We start from the raw sequence: 13,216 nt of genomic DNA on the forward strand, positions 1-13,216 counted from the left end.
TCGGAGCGGTTCCCATGCGCAGTCGCCGCGGCATTCCCGTCCCCATGGCGGACGGCACCACCCTGCCCACGGACCACTACCGCCCCTCCGGCGGCGGGCCGGGGCCGACGGTGCTCGTGCGGTCCCCCGTCGGCCGCATCCCCATGGGTCTGCTCTACGGGCAGTACTTCACCCGGCACGGCTTCCACGTGGTCGTCCAGGAGACCCGGGACGCCCTCCACGCCACCGGCTCCTGGCAGGGCCCCGAAGGCGAACGCGAGGACGGCCTGGCCACCGTGGACTGGATGTGGCAACAGCCGTGGTTCGACGGCACGTTCGTGATGTACGGGTCCAGCGCCCAGGGCCACACGCAGTGGACGCTGGCCCACGGCGTGCCCGAGTGCCGGGCGATGTCGGTGCAGATCTGCGCGGCCGACCTGTCCCAGGCCGTCTTCCCCGGCGGGGCCTTCGCTCTGGAGTCCGCCCTCTTCTGGTGCGTCAGCCGCGACCACACACGGCTGGCCACGCTGCCCCACCGGGTGCGGCGCGCCCTGGCCTCGGGACGTCCGCTCGACGAACTCGACACCGTTGCCGGCGGCAAGCCCGTCCCCGCCTACCAGGAGCTGCTGGACAGTCAGGACCCCGGCAGTGCCTTGCGCACCCGGATCGACGCCCGCCACCTCGTCGACGCCGCCACCGTGCCCGTCCACATGGTGGCGGGCTGGCACGACGTCTTCCTGCCGGGGCAACTGCGGGACTACGGGGCGCTGCGCGCCGCCGGGCACCGCCCGTACCTGACCATCGGCCCGTGGTCCCACTGCGACCGGCGGATGCTGCCCACGGCGCTGCGCGAGGCCGCCGCGTTCTTCCGCTCGCACCTGACGCCGGGCACGGACCCGCTGCGCCCGTCGCCGGTGCGGCTGTACGTCACCGGGGCCGGGCAGTGGCGTACGTACCCCGACTGGCCGCCGCCGCCCGCGGTGCGGCCCCGGGCCTGGTACCTGCTGCCCGGCGGCGGCCTCGGCCCGCTCCCGCCCCGGGGCCCCGAGCCGCCGTCCCGCTACCGCTACGACCCGGCCGACCCCACCCCCGTGCCGCGGGGGCCGGTCGTCTTCGGTGACTCCCGGCCCGAGGACTGCCGCCCGCTGGAGGGCCGTCCCGACATCCTCGTCTTCACCAGCGACCCGTTGCCCGCCCCCCTGGAGGTCGTCGGCCCGGTCACGGCGGAGGTGTTCCTGCGCTCGTCGCGCGAGCACACCGACTGCGCGGTCCGGCTGTGCGACGTGCACCTCGACGGCGCCTCGGTCAACGTCTGCGAGGGCGTCCGCCGGCTGACCCCCGCCGACGGTGACGGGGTGCGCCGGGTGTCCGTGGAACTGTGGCCCGTCGCGCACCGTTTCGCGGCCGGCCACCGGCTGCGCGTGCACCTGTGCAGCGGCGGCCACCCGCGCATCGCACGGCACAGCGGCGGCGCGGACCTGCGGGACGGCGGGGGAGTGCTGCTCCCTGCCGAGCAGGAGATCTTTCACGACGTCGGGCGGCCCACCGCGATCCACCTTCCCCTGCACGCCGTCGGCCACGAACACGTGGAGACGGCCCGAGCCCCGGACCACGCGGACGAGCTCCCGCAGTGGGCGGCCGACTTCACCTTGCCGACCGCCGCCGGCCCGGCCACGGAACTGTGGTGACCGCGCGGCGGGCTCCGCGGCCCCATCTGCCTCCATACCCCTCCGACAACCCGGGAGCTGCCGTGCCGGACCCGCACCGCCCGTTCGACCACCAACCGCGCTTCACCAGCAGGCTGCGCCTTTCGCGGCGGGCCGCCGCCGTGGCCGGAGCGCTCGTCCTCCTCAACAACAGCGTGCCGCCGACGCCGTCGCTCGCCGCCCAACGGCCGGTGCACTACGTGGCGTTGGGCGACTCGGTCGCCTCCGGGGCCGGCGTGCCTCCCGTCGACGACCTCTGGTGCATGCGCTCGGCCAACAACTACCCGCACGTCATCGCCCGCGTCCTGCGTCCCGCCGCCTTCACCGACGCGACCTGCAGCGCCGCCAGGGCCGACCGCATGGAGTCCCAGCTCGCGAGCCTCTCCCGGGGCACCACCCTGGTCACCCTCACCGTCGGGTACAACGACGCGTTCTCGCTCGGCCTGGAGCGCTGCACCATCGTCGGGGCCGTCACCCGGCAAGGGGCGCCGTGCCGGACCAGCTACCAGCGGATGGGTCGGGACACCTTCCAGGAGGAGATCGATGCCACCGGGCCGAAGACCGCCGCCGTCCTGCGCGCGATCCGCCGACGGGCCCCGCACGCCCGTGTTCTCCTCGTGGGCTATCTGAAGGTGATCCCCCGGGGCAGGCGGACGTGCAGGCCGGGCGAGATGTTCACCGAGGGGGACCGGCGCTACGTCGCGCACGCCGAGGACCGGTTGAACGTGGTTCTGGCCCGTGCAGCCCGGTCCGCGGGAGCCGTCTTCGTCGACATGCACCCGGCCAGCACCGGGCACGACGTGTGTGCCCCGGACGGCGTCCGCTGGAGCGAGGGACTCCTGCCCTCCCGGGCCACGCTGCCCTTCCATCCCAACCTGGAGGGGGAGCGCGCCATGGCACGCGAGGTACTCGGCCACCTGTAGCGCGGGGTCGGCGGCGCCCACTCCGGATGCCCGGTTGAGTCTGTCTGAAATCCGTTTGTGTTTACTTTGTGGACGGTCGGGCGTAGCGTGGCCGTGAAACCACAGGTTCGGGCACGGAACGGACACCAACGCAGATGTATGCACCGGAGCGCCAGCAGGAGATCCTGCGGCTCGCCCGTGAGAGCGGGCGGGTGGACGTGCTGTCCCTCGCGGACGTGTTCCAGGTCACCGCCGAGACGGTGCGGCGCGATCTGAAGGCCCTGGACCGTGCCGGTCTGGTGCGCAGGGTGCACGGCGGTGCCATCCCGGCCGGGCGGCTGGACTTCGAGCCGGACCTCGCCGAGCGGGACGCCGTCGCCGCCGACGAGAAACAGCGCATCGCCCGCGCCGCGCTGGCCGAACTGCCCGGCGACAGGGGCAGCGTGATCCTGGACGCCGGTACGACGTGTGCCCGGCTGGCCGCCGAGTTTCCGCCGGAGGCCGAGCTGACCGTCGTCACGCACGGCCTGCCGGTCGCCGCCCGGCTGGCCGACTGCCCGGGGCTCACCCTGCACCTCGTCGGCGGCCGGATCCGGCACCGTACGCGCGCCGCCGTCGACGACTGGGCCCTGCGCGCCTACCGGGAGATCAACGCCGACGTGCTGTTCCTCGCCACCAACGGCTTCTCCCTCGAAGGCGGCCTGACCACCCCGGACCTCGCGGAGGCCGCGGTCAAGCGGGCGATGGTCGCCGCCGCCCGCCGGGTCGTCCTCCTCGCCGACTCCGCCAAGGCCGGGCAGCAGCACTTCGCCCGCTTCGGCGAGCTGTCGGACGTGGACCTGCTCATCACCGACACCGGGCTGAGCCCCGACGACGCCCTCGCCATCGAGCGCGCGGGCACGGAAGTAGTGCGCGCATGATCCTCACCGTCACCCCGAACCCGAGCCTGGACCGTACGTACGAGATCCCGGCGCTGGACCGCGGGGCCGTGCTCCGGGCCACCGCCGACCGGATCGACCCGGGCGGCAAGGGCGTCAACGTCTCGCGGGCTGCTGCCGCGGCCGGACACCGTACCCTCGCGGTGATGCCGCTGGGCGGCCCCGCGGGCGCCGCACTGGCCGGGCTGCTGGGCGCCGAGGGCATCGAGGTGGCGGGCGTGCCGGTGGCCGGACAGACCCGTTCCAACATCTCGGCCGTCGAACCCGACGGCACCCTCACGAAGATCAACGCGACCGGGCCGGAGCTGACCGCCGCCGAGTCGGAAGCGCTGCTGACGGCGGTCGGCGAGTACTCCGAAGGCGCCGACTGGGTCGCCTGCTGCGGCAGTCTGCCGCGCGGCCTGCCGCCCGAGTGGTACGCCGAACTCGTCGCACGGGCGCACCGGGCAGGCGCCCGTATCGCCCTGGACACCTCCGGCCCGTCGCTGACCGCGGCGCTGCGCGAACGCCCCGACGTCGTCAAGCCGAACGCCGAGGAACTGGCGCAGGCGGTCGGACGCCCGCTCGTGACCCTCGGCGACGCGGTCAAGGCCGCGGAGGAGCTGCGCGCGTCGGGCGCCCGGGCCGTGCTGGCCTCGCTGGGCGCCGACGGGCAGTTGCTGGTCGACGGCGACGGCGCGTACTTCGGCAGCGCCCCCGTCGCCGCCGTCCGCAGCAACGTCGGTGCGGGCGACGCCTCGCTGGCCGGTTTCCTCGTAGCCGGGGGTACGGGCGTACGGGCGCTGGCCACGGCGGTCGCCTACGGCGCGGCCGCCGTTCAGCTGCCGGGCAGCCTGATGCCGGCACCGGCGGATCTGGTGCCGACGGCGGTCACCACGACCGACGACGTCCCCCTCGCCCGTCCGCTGACGGAGCCGGTCCCGTGACCGCCACCTTCCCGCACACCGGGCCCGGTTGACCTGACCGGCCCCCTGATCCCCTGCCACCCTCTGTCCCACCCTTCACCGCCCCCGCGGCGGTACCGCGTGCAAGGGAGCCCGCGATGAGTGAGTTGATCACCGCGGAACTGGTCGACCTCGGCCTGTCCGCAGAAACGAAGGAAGCCGCCGCCCGGTCGCTGGCCGAGCGCATGGTCGCGCTCGGCCGCGTCACCGACCTGGACGGCTTCCTCGCGGACGTGGCCGCGCGCGAGGCCCAGATGCCGACCGGCCTGGACGGCGGTATCGGCATCCCGCACTGCCGCAGCGCGCACGTCACGGAGCCGACGCTGGCCTTCGGGCGCAGCGCCTCCGGCGTCGACTTCGGGGCGCCGGACGGCCCGGCCGACCTGATCTTCCTGATCGCGGCCCCCACGGGAGGCGACGCGGACCACCTGACGATCCTGTCGTCACTCGCCCGTCACCTCATGGACGAGGCGTTCACCGGCGCGCTGCGCTCGGCGACCGAGCCGGAGCGGGCCGCCGCCCTGATCCGCGGCGGCGAACCGGCGGCACCGGCACCGGCCCCCGCCGCCCCCTTCCGCATCGTCGCCGTCACCTCCTGCCCCACCGGCATCGCGCACACCTACATGGCCGCCGAGTCGCTGGAGAAGGCGGGCAAGGCCGCCGGCGTCGTGGTCAGCGTCGAGACACAGGGCTCGGCCGGGTTCGAGCGGCTCGACCCGCAGGTCGTCGCGGACGCGGACGGCGTGATCCTCGCGCACGACGTCGAGGTACGGGAGAAAGAACGGTTCGCCGGCAAGCCGATCGTCGACGTCGGGGTGAAGGCGGGCATCAACCGCCCCGCCGAACTCATCGCCGAGGTACGCGAGAAGGCCGGGCGCGGCGACGCGAGCGCCCCGGCGCGCAGCACCGCGCCGATGGACAGGCACAGTATGGACAAAGACCGTGACGAGGCCGACGGCTTCGGCGCCCGGCTGCGCAAGTGGCTGATGACCGGCGTCAGTTACATGGTGCCGTTCGTCGCCGCCGGCGGTCTGCTCATCGCCCTCGCCTTCGCCATCGGCGGCTACACGATCGACAAGGCGCCGTCCGTCGCCGAGCACTTCGTCTGGACCGAGTCCACGAGCTGGGCGGCCCTCTTCTTCCAGGTCGGCGGCGTCGCGTTCGGCTTCCTCGTCCCGGTCCTGGCCGGGTTCATCGCGTACGGCATGGCCGACCGGCCCGGCCTGGTCCCGGGCTTCGTCGGGGGCGCCGTCGCGCTCACCATCAACGCGGGCTTCCTCGGCGGCCTGATCGCCGGTCTCCTGGCGGGCGCGGTGGTGATGGCGATCCAGCGGGCCGGCATTCCCCCGGTGCTGCGCGGCATCATGCCCGTTGTCGTGATCCCGCTGGTCTCCTCGGCCGTCGTCGGCTTCCTGATGTTCCTGGTGGTCGGCAAGCCGGTCGCCGCACTCCAGAAGGCCCTGACCGACTGGCTGTCCGGCCTCTCCGGCGCCAACGCGGTCATCCTGGGCGTCGTCCTCGGCCTGATGATGTGCTTCGACCTCGGCGGCCCGCTGAACAAGGTCGCCTACGCCTTCGCCGTCGGCGGCCTCGCCCACCCCAACGAGGGCAGCCTGAAGGTGATGGCCGCGGTGATGGCGGCCGGCATGGTCCCGCCGCTGGCGATGGCGCTGGCCACGACCGTGCGCGGCCGGCTCTTCACCAGGACCGAGCGGGAGAACGGCAAGGCGGCCTCGGTGCTCGGCGCCTCCTTCATCACCGAGGGCGCGATCCCCTTCGCCGCCGCCGACCCCCTGCGGGTCATCCCCTCCGCCATGGCGGGCGGTGCGGTCACCGGCGCTCTGTCCATGGCCTTCGGCTGCAGCCTGCGTGCCCCGCACGGCGGCATCTTCGTGGTCCCGCTGATCGGCCAGCCGCTGCTCTACCTGCTGGCCGTCGCGTCCGGCACGGCCGTCACGGCGGCCCTGGTGATCCTCCTGAAGGGCTTCCGCGCGACGCACGCGACCTCTGCCGCCCGGCCCGGCGAAGCGAAGGCGACCGTCGCGGCCAACTGAGGCGACCGCAAATCGGTTTGCCGCCGGCCGGCCCGGCCGGGTAGGAAGCTCGCATGTTACGAGGCAGCAAGGTCGGGCTCAGGGCCCGGTACGAGGACGACGTCCCGATCCTGCGGGCCGGGCTCTACGACGACGTAGTCAACTCCTCGCGGGCCGAGGGCGGGCCGTGGCGGCCGGTCGTGCCCGGCTCGAAGGATCCGCGGCTCGTGGTGGACGAGACGGATCAACGGACCGTCCGGTTCTCCGTGGTGGAGCTGGAAGGCGGCATGCTGCTCGGCGACGCGACACTGTGGGGCATAGACACCCACAACCGGTCCGCGCACCTCGGGCTGGGGCTGCTGCCGTCCGCCCGCGGCAAGGGCTACGGCACCGACGCGGTTGCGGTGTTGTGCCACTATGGTTTCGTCGTGCGCGGCCTGCAGCGGCTGCAGGTCGAGACGCTGTCGGACAACGCCGCGATGTTGCGCTCCGCCGAGCGCAACGGCTTCGTCCGCGAAGGCGTACGGCGCTCCGCGGCCTGGGTGTTGGGCGAGTTCCTGGACGAGGTACTGCTCGGGCTCCTCGCCCAGGAGTGGAAGCGGGACTCCGCCGAGACGACCGCTTGATACCGCTACGTCATACCGCTACGCGTCCCGGCCGGCTTCCCGGGCCGTACGCTCCAGCCGGTTGCGATGGTTTTCCCACCATGCCGAGTCGCCCGGCGCCATGCTGTCGTTGCCCTTGCTCATCCCGACGGCACCGTCTATGAGTTCCCGGACGATATCGGCGTGCCCCGCGTGCCGGTGCGTATCGGCGATCACGCGCACCACGGCATGATGCAGCGTCACCTCGTTCTTGCCGTCGGGCCACCATGGCACTTTGCCGATCGTGTCCAGCGCGAGCGCGTCGATCGTCGCGTCCGCGTGCGCCCAGGCGCGGCGGTAGAGCTCCACGATGTGCTCGCGCGACTCGTCGGCGGTGACCCACAGGTCCGCGTTGGGCTCGGCGCCGTCCTCGAGCCAGGGCAACGGCTCGGCGGACGGCCGTCCGAAAGTGTCGCCGAGGTAGCCCAGTTCCACGCCGGCCACATGTTTCACCAGGCCCAGGAGGTTGGTTCCGGTCGGCGTCAGCGGGCGGCGGACGTCGTACTCCGAAAGCCCTTCGAGCTTCCACAGCAGGGCATCGCGGGCGGACTGCAGGTAGGAGTGAAGGTCGGCTTTGGGATCAGATGTGGTCATGAGGACAGTCTGCCGCTCGTGCGAGCGTGTGAGCCGGGACGCCGCCGGCTCGCCGATGTTGCCCGGGAGTCAACGAGGCCGATAACCTTGCGTGCCCATATTGCTACGCATGGTTGTGTCGCCGGGAGGCAGTAGATGGAAGTGTTCCGCTCCGGAGGCGCCATGGACCACACGAGCGCCGGGCGATGCGTCCTGCCCGACCAAGTCCCCGCGGGCAAGCGCCTGACCATCGAGACCGTGACGGGCTTCTACTCCGCAGACGGCGGCGGCATCCTCGGTGCGGCCTTCATCACCGTCGGCACGATCCGGTACGCGTTTCCGTGGGTCGAATGCGGCACACCACCCAGCAATATTCGCCGGTTCTTCGGCTTCAGCCACGCGGTACGTCTCTATGTGGACGGCCCCGCCGTCCTGCAGTTCGACGCAGCCGGGGGCTCCGGGGCCGGTACCGACACCGCAGACGGCGAGTACAGCGTCACGGGCTTCCTCGAGGCCCTGCCGTAGGCGCAACCTTCAGCAGCAGGCCGGGCTGCGAGCGCTCAGGCCACCTCGGGCAACTGCTCCACCGCCGCATCGATCCGAGCGAGAGTGCGCTCGCGTCCCAGAACCGCCACCGACTCGAACAGCGGACGACCCACCGCCGCACGGCCCTCGGCCTCGGGGCGATCGCCGCACTGTCCACCGCGCTGCTGACGCTCACCCCGGTCGTGGCCCAGGCGGACGCCCCGGCAGACGCGGGACGTGCACCCGTCCGCGCCGCTGCCGAGGCCCGGACCGCCGCGCCGGACTTCGCCGATGAGACCCTGCGGATCTCCTACGACAACGGCTACAAGTTCGAGCTGCGCTTCGAGGGCGCGGACACCGCCCACTGGAAGGTGCTCGCCGGCCAGGACCCGGCCGAGGGCACGGTGAAGGTCGAGCACCATGAGAAGTCCCCGGGCGTCTACCGGCTGAAGTGGACCGAGGCCGACGGCACGACCGTCGAGCAGGTGCAGAACTGGAACAAGAAGACGGTGACGGCCGTCATCGAGTTCGAGCAGGACGGTGCCAAGCAGCGCCTGGACCTCGAGGGCACCTTCCGCGTCGCGTGCTGAGGGGTCGTACGCGCCCCTACCCGCGTCCCGGTCCGGCCCGGCCCACTCACTAAGGTTGGCCGACGTGAATGAACCGAACTGGCTGGACCGGGACGAGGCCCGCGCCTGGCGCGGCTACGTCGCGATGAGCGAGATGCTGGAGGCGCGGCTGAGTCAGGACCTGCGCAAGGTGGGCCTGTCGAGCGCCGACTACACCGTGCTCGTCCTGCTCTCCGAGGCCCCCGGCCGGCGGCTGGGCCTGAGCGAACTGGGCGCCGAGGCCCAGTGGTCCAAGAGCCGGGTCTCCCATCAGATCCGCCGCATGCAGGAGCGCGGCCTGGTGGTGCGGGCGGACGACGCGGACGACCCCCGCCGCGCCCACGCCATCCTCACCGACACAGGGGCTGCGGCGCTGCGTGCCGCTGCTCCCGTCCACGTGAATGGCGTCCGCCGCTATCTGCTGGACCACCTCACACCGCAGCAGCAGGCCAGCCTGGTCGACATCGCCCTCAGCGTCCTGCCGCACCTGAGCCCGGCACCGCTGCCTCCCGACCTGCGGGCCGACAGCCGGCCCGAGGCGCCGCCGGGGGCCGCGGGGTAGCGGACGAACGGCCCGGCGGCAGTACGGTCACCGTTGCCGTGGTCCGGCTGCAGCTCCGCCCGCTCAGTATGGCTAGCCTCACTCGGGCTTCGGTGCGGCAGCAAAGCAGCCGAGGCCGCCCCAACTCCGGGGCGGCCTCGGCCTGTTCGACGACAGCGGTCAGGCGTGCATCGGGCGGGCGTCAGGCGATGGTGTAGCTGTACGGGACCGCCGCGAGCACCGAACCGGTGGTGCCCAGCTGGTTGTTGGCGGTGGTGATCGCGCTCGGCGCGGTCACCAGGTACAGCACACCGTGCACGGTGCTGCCCTTCTGGCCGTGCGGGGTGATGGTGACCTGGAGCGCACCGGTGGCGCCCGGCTGGACGGTGACCGGGGCGAGCGTCGGGGCCGAGGCGTTCACCGCGGCCGCGAACGGGTCGTTGGTGCTGGAGGCCAGCGCCGGGTCGAACGCCAGGGTGTGGGCGTCGGCGGTGATGGTCGACGTGCCCTCGGGAGCGCCGGCGGCCGGGAACGGGCCGATCTGCTGCACGTAGCTGCTCCAGAAGCCCGGAACCACCGGCTGCCGGGTGCTGCCGAAGTCCTTGACGACCGAGACGGCCGAACCGTCCTGCGCCTCCTTGAGGTCGCCGAACACGTCCGGCGAACCGGCTGTGCCGCTCAACTCCAGCTGCACGGGCGTCGAGGAGGCCGCGACCGCGGTCAACCGGTCGGTGCCCGGCGGCACCAGGAAGCTCGGGGTGATCGAGTTCGGGTGCAGCGGCAGTGCGACGGTGGCCGAGGTGCCCTGCGGCACCAGCGGGACGTCCACCATCTTGTCGGTGAGACGGCCGTCGGCGTGGATCATCTGGGTGGCCGCGGTGTTGTTGGTGTACGCCACCTGCAGCGTGGTGGGCTTGTCGGCCGCCAGCCTGGTTTTGGTGTTGTGGGGCAGGCCGGTGACGGTCGCCCGGTCCTGGTCGAGGCCGACGGTGCCCCGGAACGGCTGGTCCAACTCGGCGCCGCTGACCGGGTTGAGGACGTTCAGCACGAACCGCCAGCGCCCTGCCACCGGATGGATCGCGGTGGCCGACACGCCCTTCGTGGTGCCCGTGACGGCACCGGAGGCGTTGAGCAGCGCGTTGCTCTCGATGTCGACGGGTGTGCCGTTGGGGCTGATCAGCGCGCCCTGCACCAGCACGTTCGGGTCGCTGAGCGTCACTCCGGCGCGGATGTCGCGGTGGCCCCTGGGCACGTCGAAGGCGTAGGTGAAGGACTGCGCGGGCGAGACGTCACGGGCGTTGCCGCCGGTGATCGTGCCGGTGAAGCTGCCGCCCTCGCCGGAGAGCGGGACCAGGCTGCGCAGGATCACGGGAACGCTGGTGGTGCGGCCGTTCGAACTGGCCACGGTGATCGACTCGGCGCTGTCGCCACCGGTCTTCGGCGTGGTGAGGTGCACGTGCAGCGTGGTGCTGCGTCCCGGCGCCAGTTCGGTCGCCTTCGGGCTGACCGGACCGTCCGGCACCGCGCGCTGGGTGGCGGTGTCCAGCAGCACCGGACCGGTGAAGCCGTTGCTGCCCTCGGGGGTGTAGAGGACCGCCGTCCACGTGCCCGCGACCGGGTGCGGTACGTCCACGATGCCGAAGTCGGGGGAGACCGGGCCGCCTTGCGGACGGGTGTTGGTCTCCAGCTTGCCCGACGGGTCCAGCAGCGTCATCCGGACCACCGGGGTCACGATGTTGGCGCCGGACTGCTGCGGCTTGCCCTGCCAGGCGATCGACGCGGCGAGCCGGTCGGCGCCCTGCGGCACGGTGAACGTCACCTCGTGGTGCACCCACGTCGCACCGTTCGTCGCATAGGCGAACTTCGGGTCGGCGGAGGAGTCAAGCTGCACCGTCTGCCGGGAGTTGGCCAGCGGCGCGAAGGTACGGGTGGCACCGGTCACCGTCTGGGTGGTGTGCCCGGTGTTGACCACGGTGACGTCGGCGGTGTGGCCGGAGCCCGGCTTGCCGGAGATGTCCAGCTGGCCGGTGGTGACGGCAACGGTGCTGCTCTGCTCGGCGCCCGAGGAGCTGTGGTAGCCACGGGCGGCCTCCACGGCGGCCCGTGCGTTCAGCAGACCGGCGCCCTGCTCCTGGGCGGGCAGGCCGAGGTCCTGGGCGGTACCGGTCAGGAGCGCCTTGACCAGCGCGGGAGCCGGCGACTGGCCGTGGTGGCCGTCCCGGTAGGCCTGGATCACCAGGGCCGCCGCTCCGGCGGTCAGCGGGGCGGACTGGCTGGTGCCGCCGAACGGCTGGATCGCGCTGCCGGTGCCGTTGTAGTTGGTGCACTCGGTGAACACGCTGATCTTGGGCGAGCACAGCGCCCAGTCCGCCTCACCGGGTGCGACCAGGTCCACGGTGCGGCCGGCCTGGGTGAAACCGCCGGAGGACAGCGCGGATATCCGGTTGTTCGACCAGGTGCCGTTGGAGAACTGCGAGGCCGCGTAACCGGTCTGCAGATAGCTCCGGTTGTCCGTCGAAGCGCCCGTGGAGATCACATGCGGGTCGGTGGCCGGAGCGCCGATGGTGCCGTTGATGCCGGCGTCACCGCTGGAGACGGTCACCGTCACACCGGCCGCGACCGCCGCGTCGTTGAACAGCGAGATGGTGTCGTGCGCACCGCTGTCCGGAGTGACGTTGCTGCCGAACGACTCGTTGAGCACATCGACGTGGGCGACCGACACGGCGTAGTCGATGGACTGCAGAATCGCCGAGTTGGGGAGCGAGGTCAGGCCACCGGCCTTGAGCGCCACCAACGAGGCATCGGGCGCGAAACCCTTGATGCGGATGGTGCATCCGGCGGGCAGCGGGTGGGTGGGATTGACGAACTTCGACAGATCGTAGCTCTCCCGGCCCTGCGCGACCATCGCCGAGGCGTCGCCGAAGGCCTCCGCGGCACCGCTCGGCGCGTCCCAGCCGTCGCCCGTGAAGTCCTGGTGGTCGACGACCGCGTGCGTGCCGTCGGGGCGTATGAAGTCCGGGTTGTCCGGGTCCAGGCCGTCGGCTATGTAGGCGACCTTGACGCCCTTGCCGGTGGCGATCTGGTGGGCTCCGGGGGTGCCGGGGGTGTCCTCGACGTGCGTCGAGTACAGCGCCTCGGGCTCCAGCAGCGGCTTGGACGGGTCGCTGGGGCAAATCGCGTACGGGTTCTTGCCGTTGTCCTTGCCGGTGTCGTTGCTGTTGCCATTGCCGTCGCCCTCGGCGTGGGGCGCGACGGCTTTCGGCCCCTTGGGGCCTCCCGGAGCGCCTGGTGCGCCCGGTGCACCCGGTGCGGTGGTGCTCGGCGGGCTCACCTTCACGGTCTCGTCCGGGACGACCGAGGCGACGGCGGGGTCGGCCGCCAGGGCAGCGCGCAGCGCCGGACCGACCGTGGCGGAGAAGGCGTTGCCGACCACGAAACTCTTGACGTGCGTACCACCGCCGGCCTTGACCTTCGCCAGCAGCGGGGCCTGTGCGGACGTGGCCTCCCGTTTCCGCGCCGCCAAGTGGCCTGCATCGGCCGGGGCGTTGGATATCTGGTCCTTGAGGACCACGATCACAGGTTGCGGCGCTCCGTTGTCCGAGAGCGCCTGGGCAGTCGGTGCAGGAGTCAACTCGGCGCCGTTCGCGGTGGTCCCGAAGGTCAGGGCCATGGATGCGGCAGCCAGGGTGACGCCTGCCAGCTGCGGTTTCCGCCAGCTGAACATCGACATCCTTTCGTCTGGATGAGACGCCAGGAGGCATGCCAGAGCCCACGTGTTCCGTTGCCGGACACGTGCGTGCTTCTGGAACACTCGTCCCGACAA

General features: G+C 72.2%; 11 protein-coding genes. 9 read left to right on the plus strand and 2 right to left on the minus strand.

Annotated features, from left to right (window positions below; all coding sequences use genetic code 11):
• Positions 1-14: 14 nt before the first annotated feature.
• From ACMATS_RS36665 to ACMATS_RS36690, 6 genes are all read left to right on the plus strand, one after another.
• Positions 15-1,667, plus strand: coding sequence for a CocE/NonD family hydrolase (locus ACMATS_RS36665; protein ID WP_391153596.1), 1,653 nt, complete (start codon positions 15-17; stop codon positions 1,665-1,667).
• 62 nt (positions 1,668-1,729) lie between these two features.
• The gene (locus ACMATS_RS36670) at positions 1,730-2,608 is read left to right on the plus strand and encodes an SGNH/GDSL hydrolase family protein (protein ID WP_414170481.1); all 879 of its coding nucleotides are present in this window, start codon (positions 1,730-1,732) and stop codon (positions 2,606-2,608) included.
• A 134-nt stretch (positions 2,609-2,742) separates the two neighbouring features.
• Positions 2,743-3,507, plus strand: a complete 765-nt coding sequence (locus ACMATS_RS36675; protein ID WP_390779419.1) for a DeoR/GlpR family DNA-binding transcription regulator — start codon at positions 2,743-2,745, stop codon at positions 3,505-3,507.
• On the plus strand, positions 3,504-4,451 hold the full coding sequence (gene pfkB, locus ACMATS_RS36680; protein ID WP_390779418.1) for a 1-phosphofructokinase: 948 nt from the start codon (positions 3,504-3,506) through the stop codon (positions 4,449-4,451). Before ACMATS_RS36675 ends, pfkB begins: the two co-directional genes overlap by 4 nt.
• Before the next feature lie 116 nt (positions 4,452-4,567).
• Positions 4,568-6,523 (plus strand): fructose-specific PTS transporter subunit EIIC, encoded by a 1,956-nt coding sequence (locus ACMATS_RS36685; RefSeq protein ID WP_414170482.1) that lies wholly within the window; start codon positions 4,568-4,570, stop codon positions 6,521-6,523.
• A 53-nt stretch (positions 6,524-6,576) separates the two neighbouring features.
• A complete protein-coding gene (locus tag ACMATS_RS36690) occupies positions 6,577-7,128 on the plus strand; it encodes a GNAT family N-acetyltransferase (RefSeq protein ID WP_414170483.1) in 552 nt (183 codons plus the stop codon).
• Positions 7,129-7,146: 18 nt separating this feature from the next.
• Here ACMATS_RS36690 and ACMATS_RS36695 read toward each other — a convergent pair whose 3' ends face one another.
• A complete protein-coding gene (locus ACMATS_RS36695; RefSeq protein ID WP_390779415.1) occupies positions 7,147-7,740 on the minus strand; it encodes a DinB family protein in 594 nt (197 codons plus the stop codon).
• Between the two features lie 162 nt (positions 7,741-7,902).
• Between ACMATS_RS36695 and ACMATS_RS36700 the strand changes: the two genes are divergently transcribed.
• The 3 genes from ACMATS_RS36700 (at position 7,903) to ACMATS_RS36710 (ending at position 9,414) form a co-directional block, all read left to right on the plus strand.
• Positions 7,903-8,244, plus strand: a complete 342-nt coding sequence (locus ACMATS_RS36700) for a hypothetical protein (RefSeq protein WP_414170484.1) — start codon at positions 7,903-7,905, stop codon at positions 8,242-8,244.
• A 203-nt stretch (positions 8,245-8,447) separates the two neighbouring features.
• Positions 8,448-8,834, plus strand: coding sequence for a phenolic acid decarboxylase (locus ACMATS_RS36705; protein ID WP_414170485.1), 387 nt, complete (start codon positions 8,448-8,450; stop codon positions 8,832-8,834).
• Positions 8,835-8,898: 64 nt separating this feature from the next.
• The gene (locus ACMATS_RS36710) at positions 8,899-9,414 is read left to right on the plus strand and encodes a MarR family winged helix-turn-helix transcriptional regulator (RefSeq protein ID WP_414170486.1); all 516 of its coding nucleotides are present in this window, start codon (positions 8,899-8,901) and stop codon (positions 9,412-9,414) included.
• A gap of 181 nt (positions 9,415-9,595) precedes the next feature.
• Here ACMATS_RS36710 and ACMATS_RS36715 read toward each other — a convergent pair whose 3' ends face one another.
• Complete coding sequence (locus ACMATS_RS36715) at positions 9,596-13,117, minus strand: S8 family serine peptidase (RefSeq protein ID WP_414170487.1); 3,522 nt, start codon at positions 13,115-13,117, stop codon at positions 9,596-9,598.
• Positions 13,118-13,216 lie beyond the last annotated feature (99 nt).

It is taken from the genome of Streptoverticillium reticulum (assembly GCF_047456005.1).
GTDB classification, from domain to species: domain Bacteria; phylum Actinomycetota; class Actinomycetes; order Streptomycetales; family Streptomycetaceae; genus Streptomyces; species Streptomyces reticulum.

Bases quoted from the DNA above. Each gene is read 5' to 3' on its own strand.
- ACMATS_RS36700 (WP_414170484.1), top strand. From the start codon at position 7,903: ATGGACCACACGAGCGCCGGGCGATGCGTCCTGCCCGACCAAGTCCCC.
- ACMATS_RS36685 (WP_414170482.1), top strand. From the start codon at position 4,568: ATGAGTGAGTTGATCACCGCGGAACTGGTCGACCTCGGCCTGTCCGCA.
- ACMATS_RS36690 (WP_414170483.1), top strand. From the start codon at position 6,577: ATGTTACGAGGCAGCAAGGTCGGGCTCAGGGCCCGGTACGAGGACGAC.
- pfkB (WP_390779418.1), top strand. From the start codon at position 3,504: ATGATCCTCACCGTCACCCCGAACCCGAGCCTGGACCGTACGTACGAG.
- ACMATS_RS36675 (WP_390779419.1), top strand. From the start codon at position 2,743: ATGTATGCACCGGAGCGCCAGCAGGAGATCCTGCGGCTCGCCCGTGAG.
- ACMATS_RS36665 (WP_391153596.1), top strand. From the start codon at position 15: ATGCGCAGTCGCCGCGGCATTCCCGTCCCCATGGCGGACGGCACCACC.
- ACMATS_RS36715 (WP_414170487.1), bottom strand. From the start codon at position 13,117: ATGTTCAGCTGGCGGAAACCGCAGCTGGCAGGCGTCACCCTGGCTGCC.
- ACMATS_RS36695 (WP_390779415.1), bottom strand. From the start codon at position 7,740: ATGACCACATCTGATCCCAAAGCCGACCTTCACTCCTACCTGCAGTCC.